At 71.5% G+C, this 8,779-nt stretch carries 7 protein-coding genes; 2 read left to right on the top strand and 5 right to left on the bottom strand.

The features are described 5' to 3' along the window. From ADL34_RS08435 to ADL34_RS08415, 5 genes are all read right to left on the bottom strand, one after another. On the bottom strand, positions 1-2,342 hold a 2,342-nt coding region (locus ADL34_RS08435; RefSeq protein WP_079042913.1), incomplete at its 3' end, for a glycoside hydrolase family 2 TIM barrel-domain containing protein. Beyond that, positions 2,339-3,178, bottom strand: coding sequence for a carbohydrate ABC transporter permease (locus tag ADL34_RS08430; RefSeq protein ID WP_062665469.1), 840 nt, complete (start codon positions 3,176-3,178; stop codon positions 2,339-2,341). The genes ADL34_RS08435 and ADL34_RS08430, both read right to left, overlap by 4 nt. A gap of 12 nt (positions 3,179-3,190) precedes the next feature. Then, positions 3,191-4,150: a carbohydrate ABC transporter permease gene (locus ADL34_RS08425; RefSeq protein ID WP_062665467.1), complete on the bottom strand. Its 960-nt coding sequence runs from the start codon at positions 4,148-4,150 to the stop codon at positions 3,191-3,193. Continuing rightward, a complete protein-coding gene (locus ADL34_RS08420; protein ID WP_062665465.1) occupies positions 4,150-5,436 on the bottom strand; it encodes an ABC transporter substrate-binding protein in 1,287 nt (428 codons plus the stop codon). The genes ADL34_RS08425 and ADL34_RS08420 overlap by 1 nt, the downstream gene beginning before the upstream one ends. 58 nt (positions 5,437-5,494) lie before the next feature. Continuing rightward, entirely contained in the window at positions 5,495-6,514 is a 1,020-nt protein-coding gene (locus ADL34_RS08415) for a carbohydrate kinase family protein (protein ID WP_062665463.1), read from the bottom strand. Positions 6,515-6,665: 151 nt separating this feature from the next. On the opposite strand from ADL34_RS08415, the gene ADL34_RS08410 reads away from it, so the two are divergent. Both ADL34_RS08410 and ADL34_RS08405 read left to right on the top strand, forming a co-directional pair. Further along, positions 6,666-7,430 (top strand): DeoR/GlpR family DNA-binding transcription regulator, encoded by a 765-nt coding sequence (locus tag ADL34_RS08410; protein ID WP_062665461.1) that lies wholly within the window; start codon positions 6,666-6,668, stop codon positions 7,428-7,430. After that, positions 7,427-8,767 carry a 6-phospho-beta-glucosidase gene (locus tag ADL34_RS08405; protein WP_062665460.1) on the top strand — a complete coding sequence of 447 codons (1,341 nt, stop codon included), beginning with the start codon at positions 7,427-7,429 and terminating at the stop codon, positions 8,765-8,767. The genes ADL34_RS08410 and ADL34_RS08405 overlap by 4 nt, the downstream gene beginning before the upstream one ends. The last annotated feature ends 12 nt before the right edge of the window (positions 8,768-8,779 follow it).

The following is an 8,779-nucleotide window of genomic DNA, read 5'->3' as shown; positions in this document are numbered from 1 at the left end:
GCCCGCCCGCCTGGGAACCCCCCCTGGGGGCCACGTGCGCCCGGCCCGGGGCCGCCCCCGGGGGGGCCAGTCCCGCGGATCTCGTCGTTGTGGGGGGGCCCCCGCCACAGGGTGAGGGTGGGGGCAGCCGTCAGCAGGGGGTGGCGGAGAAGGCCCTCGGCGTCCAGCCGTACCTCGCCGCTCACCGCGGGCGCGGACACCGGAGCCGGGCCGCGCAGGCGCACCTGCGGTACACACAGTTCCGTCCCGCGCGGCGCCCACGGCTGGTCCTCCGCCACGGTCACCCGCAGCGTCAGCCACGCCTCGCCGCCCTCGCGCGGCACCTCGAAGGGCAGCGGTACGGTGGCCGTTCCCCCAGGGTGCAGAGCGGGCAGGTCGGCGGGCGCCGTCAGCGTCGTGCCGTCGGCGAGGTCCAGGCGCCACTCGCCCGTCAGCCAGTCCAGGGTTCGGAAGTGCTGGTGATTGGCGAGGACCACGCCGTCAGGCTTCAGGCCCTCCATGCGTACCGGCGCCGCGATCTCGCGGTGTTCGTACAGGGCCGGCTTGGGCGCCCGGTCCGGGAACACGACGCCGTCGGCGATGAACGCCCCGTCGTGGACGCGCTCGCCGAAGTCGCCGCCGTACGCCCAGCGATGGCCGGGCGGGGCGACGCCGTCACCGCGGAGGGCGGCGCCCGCGCGTCCGGCCGGGCGTCCGTCGCCGAGGCGCTGCAGGATGCCGTGGTCCCAGAACTCCCAGACGAACCCGCCCTGAAGGCCCGGCGTCTCCTCGACGGCCGCCCAGAAGTCGGCCAGCGTGCCGTTGCTGTTGCCCATCGCGTGCGAGTACTCGCACTGGATGAGCGGCCGGGTCTGGTGTCCCGAGAGGGCGTGCGCCACGCATTCCTCGATCGGCGCGTACATCGGGCACGCGATGTCGGAGGCGTCGTCCGTCGCCGCCCAGTCGAGCTTCGCGGCCCCCTCGTACTGGAGCGGGCGTGCCGGGTCGTGGTGGCGGACCCAGCCGGCCGCCGCGTCGTGGTGGGCGCCGTAGTCGGACTCGTTGCCCAGCGACCAGACGATCACCGACGGGTGGTTCTTGTCGCGCAGCACCATGCGTGCGACCCGGTCGACGAAGGCGTTGAGGTAGCGCGGGTCGTCGGCGATCTCGTGGGCGTGGTCGTGGGCCTCGATGTCGGCCTCGTCGACGACGTAGAAGCCGAGTTCGTCGGCCAGGTCGTACAGCGCGGGGTCGTTCGGGTAGTGGGCGGTGCGGATCGCGTTGAAGCCGAACCGCTTGAGCAGGACCAGGTCGGCGCGCATGTCCTCGGGGGTCACGGTCCGGCCGGTCAGGGGGTGGAAGTCGTGCCGGTTCACGCCCCGGACGAAGATCCGCTCACCGTTGACGAGCAGGTCCCGGCCCACGATCTCGACGTCCCGGAAGCCGACGCGGTGCCGGGAGGTGTCGGCGACCGTGCCGTCGGCGCGGTGCAGCCGGACGGTCAGGGCGTACAGCTCGGGCGTCTCCGCGGTCCAGGTGCGTACCCCGGGGACGGTGGTCCCCAGCCGGGCCTCGCCGAGGAAGCCGGAGACCCGTTCGTCCTCGGCGTTGGCCGCGTCGAACGCGGCGTCCTGGGCGAGCGGCACCCCGTCCAGCTCACCGGTCAGGTACCAGCCCTCGGGCAGCGGGCCGCGCGCGTCCCGTACCCGGCAGTCGACCCGCAGCTCGCCGTCGCGCCGGGCGCGCACGGTGACGTCGGCCAGGTGCAGCGGGTCCGTGGCGTACAGCAGGACGGAGCGGGTGAGACCGCCGTGCCACCACTGGTCCTGGTCCTCGATGTGGGAGGCGTCGGACCACTTGACGACGGTCAACCGGACGGTGGCCCTCGCGCCCGGCCGGACCGCCTGCGTCACATCGAACTCGGCAGCCAGGTGCGAGTCCTTGGAGACGCCCACGGGGCGGCCGTCCACATGGACGAGCAGTACGCTCTCGGCCGCCCCGACCTGGAGCACGATCCGGCGTCCGGCCCAGCCGGCGGGCACGTCGATCTCCCGTTCGTACACCCCGGTCGGGTTGGCGGCCGGGGAGTGCGGCGGGATGTCGGGGAACGGCATCGTGACGTTGGTGTACTGGGGCAGGTCACCCGCGTCCTGCAGGGTCCAGACGCCGGGCACGTACGCCTGCGTCCAGGCACCGCCGACCGGCGCGTCCGGAGCGGGCAGCAACTGGAAGCGCCAGTCGCCGTCCAAGGGGATGGCTCCGGAGCGCCGGTCGACGGCGTTCATGGGGAGGCGGTTCCAGGAGGTGAGCTCGGGCGCCTCCCAGGGGCGCAGCGCGATCAGGGGGTCGGGGGAGAAGGTCATCCGCGGACGGCTCCCTTGGCGAGGTCGCCGATGATCTGGCGGGCGCCGATCGCGAAGACGATCAGCAGCGGGATCAGGGCGAGGACGGCGCCGGTCATCACCATGCCGTAGTCGGTGGTGCCGTGGGTGCCGTTGAGCTGGGACAGCGCGACCTGGAGGGTGACGTTGTCGGGGTTGGTGAGGGCGATCAGCGGCCAGGCGTAGTCGTTCCACTGGCCCATGAAGGTGAAGATGCCGAGGAAGGCGAGCCCCGGGCGGACGACCGGGAGCGCCACGTGCCAGTACTGGCGCAGGAAGTTCGCGCCGTCGAGGCGGGAGGCGTCGAGCAGTTCGTCGTGGATGGCGCTGCGCATGTACTGGCGCATCCAGAAGATGCCGAAGGCGTTGGCGGCGGCCGGCACGATCAGCGAGGTCATCGAGCCGATCCAGCCGATCTTCGCCATGATCACGAACTGGGGGATCGCGGCCATCTGGGCCGGGACCATGAAGATCAGCATGAGCAGCGCGAACAGCGCGTTCCTGCCGGGGAAGTCGAACTTCGCGAACACGAAGGCCGCGAGCGAGTCGAGGAGCAGCACGAGGAACGTCACCGCCGTGGCGACCAGCAGCGAGTTCGCCATCGACCCGAAGAAGTCGACCGTGTCGAACAGGTGGCGGACGTTCTCCGTGAAGTGCGAACCCGGCAGCAGCTTCGGCGGGTAGGAGAAGATCTCCGACGAGGTGTGCGTCGACATGATCACGGCCCAGTAGAACGGGAAGGCCGAGAGCAGCACACCGATGATCAGGGACGCGTGCAGGGCGATGCCCCGGCGTCCGGAGCCCTTGATGGATGCCATGTCGCGGCCTTCCTACTGTTCGCCCCGGCGCTGCACCAGGCGCCAGTTGATGAGGGAGAAGAGGACGACGACCAGGAAGATGCCCCACGCGACGGCGGCGCCGTACCCGAAGTCGTTGTTGTCGAAGGTCTGCTGGAAGAAGTAGAGGACCATCGTGCGGCCGGCGTGGTCCGGGCCGCCCGAGAACGTGGACTCGTTGGAAGCGGTCTGGAGCAGGACCTGCGGTTCGGAGAAGCTCTGCAGTCCGGTGACCGTCGAGACGACGAGCACGAAGAGCAGCGTCGGCCGCAGCAGCGGCAGCGTGATCCGGAAGAAGGTCTGCACGGGACCGGCGCCGTCGATCCGGGCCGCCTCGTACAGGTCGCCGGGGATGGTCTGCAGCCCGGCGAGGAAGATGATCGCGTTGTAGCCGGTCCACTGCCAGGTCATCAGGGTGGCGATGGCGACCTTGATGCCCCACGGTGTGTTCAGCCAGGCCACCTGGTCCAGGCCGACCGCCTGCAGCAGGGCGTTCACGAGGCCGAAGTTGGTCGAGAACACCGACCCGAAGACGATGGCGATCGCGACCACGGACGTGACGTTCGGCAGGAAGTACGCGAACCGGTAGGCGTTCCTGAAGCGGACCGCCGAGTTGAGCATCACGGCCGTCACCATCGCCAGGAAGATCATGGGGAAGGTGGCCAGTGCCCAGATGATCAGGGTGTTCCCGATCGACTGCCAGAAGTCCACGTCGGTGAACAGGTACTGATACTGCGTCAGTCCCGCCCACTCCATCGAGCCGAGGCCGTCCCAGCGGTGCAGGGACAGGTAGAGCGAGAAGCCGACGGGGATCAGGCCGAAGGCGAGGAAGAGCAGGTAGAACGGGGAGATCGCGGCGTACAGGTGCCAGTGCCTGCGCCACCCCGTGCGGGGCGGGGCGGTGGCGGGCCGTATCCGGTCCACGGCGGGCGGGGTCTGTTCGGCGACGGCCATCAGAACGCCACCCCCAGGTGCTTGGCGATGCGCCGGCACGAGTCCATGGCGTCCTCCCAGGCTTTCGCGGGGTCCTTGCCGAGGACGCCGACGTTCTTGATCTCGTCCCGGATCGGCTGTCCGAGCGCGATGTCGTAGGGGCTGTTGAAGGCGACCGGGATCTTCTCGGCGGCGGGTCCGAAGACGTCCATGGTGATCTGGCCGCCGAAGAACGGGTCCGGCTCGCGCAGCTTCGGCATCGCGTACGACGCCGGGGTCGACGGGAACAGACCGGCGTCGACGAACCCCTGCGCCTGGTTGCGGGAGTCGAGCATCCAGCTGATGATCTCGAACGCCCGCTCGGGCTCCCGGCACGCCTTCGTGATCGCCAGGAAGGAGCCGCCGACGTTGGAGGGGCCGCCCGGGCAGTCCGCCACCCGCCAGTGGCCCTCGGTCTTCGGGTAGGCGAGCTTGAGGTCGCCGGCGGCCCAGGAGGCGTTGAGCTGGCTGGGCAGCGTGCCCTTCTCGGTGGCCGAGATGGAGTCGGGGGTGCCCGAGACGATGTCCGACACGATGCCGCGCCGCTTGGCCTCCACGGCCCGGTCCCAGCAGGCCCGCACATGCGGGCCGTCCCCGATGAACCGCCGGTCCTCGTCGACGAACCGGCTGGTGCCCTGTCCGATGGACATCTCGAAGACGCTGACGACGTCGGTCAGGATGTACGTGCCGGGCAGCCGCTTCTTCAGCCGCTCACCGGCCGTGAAGAATTTGTCCCAGGTGTCCAGTTCCCGCGAGACGTCCGCGGGCTCGTGGGGCAGTCCGGCCTTCTCGTAGACGGCGGGCTGGTAGTAGTGCACGACCGGGCCGACGTCGATCGGGAGGCCGACGAGGCTGCCGTCCGGGGCGACGGCCTGCTGCCACTTCCAGTCCAGGTACCGGCTCCTGAGCTTCTCCGCGCCCAGGGTGCGCAGGTCCACGAACTGGTCGGCGTTCGGGAGGTAGGACGCCATGTCCTCGCCCCGGAGCCCGGCGATGTCCGGGATGTGGGCCCGGCCGGCCAGCGTGGTGATCAGCTTGGAGCGGTAGTAGCCGCCGATCTGGATGGCGTCGAGGTCGACGGAGCCGCCGTAGCGCGCCTTGGCGTTCTTCACGACCGTGTCGCTCAGGCCGCCGCTCCAGTACCAGAGCACCATGTTCCGGCCGGTGGAGCCGGTCGGGACGGCACAGCCGGACGCCAGGCCGCCCAGCGCGGTGGCGGCCGTACCGGCCAGGCCCGCGCGCAGCAGGCCTCTTCGTGAGAGCCGCACAGCTCCCACCGCCTTTCGGATCTGTTCGGGACTTCGCAGGGAGGGGGTGTGGGGGAGGTCAGCGCCGCGGTGCCGGCGGGGTGACGGGCGGGTACGTGACGGGCGGCCCCGGATCGGCCGGGAGCCGGTCCGCGAGGAAGCCGTACGCCCGCCGCGGGCCGGGGTCGGTCAGGGAGCGCCACCAGCGGTCGACGCCGTACCAGCCGGGGGCGGCGAGCGCCCCGCCCGGGTGGCCGACCGAGAGGCCGGCGGCGAGGACCGCGAAGCGCAGGCGCTCCTCCAGCGGCCAGCCGCCGAGCGAGGCGGCGACGAAGCTCGCCCCGAAGACGTCCCCGGCACCCGTCGGATCGAGGACATCGATGTCAAGGGCGGGCACGTCGGCGTACTCGCCGGTCGTCTGGTCCACGGCGAGCGCGCCCCGCCCGCCGCGCGTCACCACGGCCACCGGCACCAGCTCGGCGAGGGCGCGCAGCGCCTCGGACGCGCTGCCGGTGCGGGTGTAGGCCATGGCCTCGGCCTCGTTGGGGAGGAAGGCGTGGCACAGGGAGAGCTGGTCGAGGAGGTCCCGGGGCCATCGCCCGGTGGCGTCCCAGCCGACGTCGGCGTACACCTGGGTGCCGTTCGCGGCGGCCTTGGCGAGCCAGGCGCGGGGCTCCGGCTCCAGGTGCACCAGGGCCGTGCGCGCCGGGGGCGGGTCGGCCATCAGCGCGTCCTGGGTGTACGGGGGCTCCTGGCCGTGGGTGACCAGGGCGCGGTCGCGGCCGTAGGCCAGGGACACGGTGACCGGGGTGGGCCAGCCGCCCGCCGTGCGGGACAGCGAGAGGTCGATGCCCTCCTGGCCCGCGAGGACGTCCCGGCAGTACGCGCCGTACAGGTCGTCGCCGAGGACGGTGGCGAGGGAGGTGCGCAGGCCGAAGCGGGCGGCGGCGACCGCGAGGTTGGCGATGCCGCCGGGGCCGCATCCCATGCCCTCCGTCCAGATCTCCTCGCCGGGGGTGGGCGGTCCGCCGAGTCCGGTGAGGACGAGGTCGTAGAAGAGCAGCCCGGTCAGCAGCACATCGGGCCGGTCGTCGTCCACGGGTATGTCCTCTCGCTCGGGGTCCCGCCGGGAAGATCGTCAGAACTCTTCACTTCAGTGACCGGAATCGTGCGCCGATCGACGAGATTGGTCAATACCCGAGCAGAAATGAGCATGGCGATGATTGAAGATGACGAGTACTGTTCACGTCGTGCTGGCAGAACGACGACACCAACTCATCCTGCGGGCCCTGCGCTCCGGCGGGCCCGCGGCCGTGACCGACCTCTCCGAGCAGCTGGGCGTCAGCCCCGCGACGATCAGGCGCGACCTGGTCAAGCTGGAGGACGACGGTCTCCTCACCCGGGTGCACGGCGGCGCCGTGGCCGACGAGGGCGACCAGCCCTTCGCCGAGGTCGCCGAGGTCCGGGTGTCCGAGAAGGACGCCATAGCGGCGTACGCCGCCGCGATGGTCGAGGACGGCCAGTCGGTGCTGCTGGACATCGGCACCACGGCCTTCCGGCTGGCCCGGCAGCTGCACGGCCGCCGGCTCACGGTGATCACCAGCAATCTGGTGGTCTACGAGGAACTGGCCGACGACGAGGGCATCGAACTGGTGCTGCTCGGCGGCATGGTGCGCCGCGAGTACCGCTCCCTGGTCGGCTTCCTCACCGAGGACAACCTGCGCCAGCTGCACGCCGACTGGGTCTTCCTGGGCACCAGCGGAGTGCGACCGGGCGGGCAGGTGATGGACACGACGGTCGTCGAGGTACCGGTGAAACGGGCCATGATCAAGGCCGGCGCCAGGGTCGTCCTGCTCGCGGACGCGGCGAAGTTCCCCGGCCACGGCATGGCCAAGGTGTGCGGTCCCGAGGACCTGGACGTGGTGGTGACGAACGCGCCGGTCGACACGGCGACACGGACCTCCTTCGAGGAGGCCGGCGTCGAGGTCGTCGTGGCGGGAAAGGTGCAGACGTGAGGCTGACGATCCTGGGCGGCGGAGGATTCCGCGTACCACTCGTGTACGGCGCGCTCCTGACGGACCACGCCGAGGGCCGGGTGACCCGGGTCGTGCTGCACGACCTGGACGCCGGCCGGCTCGACGCCGTGACCCGGGTGCTCGCCGAACAGGCCGCCGGGGTCCCCGACGCCCCCGAGGTCACCGCCACCACCGACCTCGACGAGGCGCTGCGCGGCGCCGACTTCGTCTTCTCCGCCATCCGCGTCGGCGGCCTCCAGGGCCGGGCCGACGACGAACGGGTCGCGCTCGCCGAGGGCGTCCTCGGCCAGGAGACGGTCGGCGCGGGCGGCATCGCCTACGGCCTGCGCACGGTCCCGGTCGCCGAGGACATCGCCCGCCGCGTCGCCAGGCTCGCGCCCGACGCCTGGGTCATCAACTTCACCAACCCCGCCGGACTGGTCACCGAGGCCATGTCCCGCCACCTCGGCGACCGCGTCATCGGCATCTGCGACTCGCCGGTCGGCCTCGGCCGCCGTATCGCCCGCGTGCTCGGCGTGCGGAACCCCGCCGAAGCGTGGATCGACTACGTCGGCCTCAACCACCTCGGCTGGGTCCGCGGCCTGCGCGTCGCCGGCCGGGACGAACTCCCGCGCCTGCTCGCCGATACCGAGCTGCTCGGCTCCTTCGAGGAGGGCAAGCTCTTCGGCACCGACTGGCTGCGCTCCCTCGGCGCCATCCCCAACGAGTACCTGCACTACTACTACTTCAACCGGGAGGCCGTGCGCGCCTACCAGGAGGCCGAGCGCACCCGCGGCGCCTTCCTGCGCGACCAGCAGGCCGGCTTCTACGACCGGCTGCGCGACCCGGACGCCCCGGCCCTGGAGATCTGGGACCGCACCCGCGCCGAGCGCGAGGCCACCTACATGTCCGAGAACCGTGAGACGGCGGGCGCCGGCGAACGCGACGCCGACGACCTGTCCGGCGGCTACGAGAAGGTGGCGCTCGCCCTGATGCGGGCCATCGCCCGCGACGAACGCACCACTCTGATCCTCAACGTCCGCAACCGGCACACCCTGTCGGTGCTCGACACCGACGCCGTCATCGAGGTGCCCTGCCTGGTCGACGCCAACGGCGCCCACCCGGTCGCCGTAGCCCCGCTGCCCGACCACGCCACCGGCCTCGTCTGCTCGGTCAAGGCCGTCGAACGCGAAGTGCTGGCCGCCGCCGAGTCCGGCTCGCGCACCACCGCCGTCAAGGCGTTCGCGCTGCATCCGCTGGTCGACTCGGTCGGTGTCGCCCGCCGGCTGGTCGAGGGCTACACCTCCGTCCACCCCGGTCTCGCCTACCTCACCTGACACCCCCGCTCT

This window comes from Streptomyces sp. NRRL WC-3605 (assembly GCF_001509795.1).
GTDB classification, from domain to species: Bacteria; Actinomycetota; Actinomycetes; order Streptomycetales; family Streptomycetaceae; genus Streptomyces; species Streptomyces viridochromogenes.
Note: the sequence above shows the minus strand (reverse complement) of the source record. Positions and strands in the feature narration are given on the sequence as shown.

Excerpts from the sequence above, each read along its gene's own strand:
- ADL34_RS08430 (WP_062665469.1), bottom strand. The coding sequence starts at position 3,178 with ATGGCATCCATCAAGGGCTCCGGACGCCGGGGCATCGCCCTGCACGCG.
- ADL34_RS08425 (WP_062665467.1), bottom strand. The coding sequence starts at position 4,150 with ATGGCCGTCGCCGAACAGACCCCGCCCGCCGTGGACCGGATACGGCCC.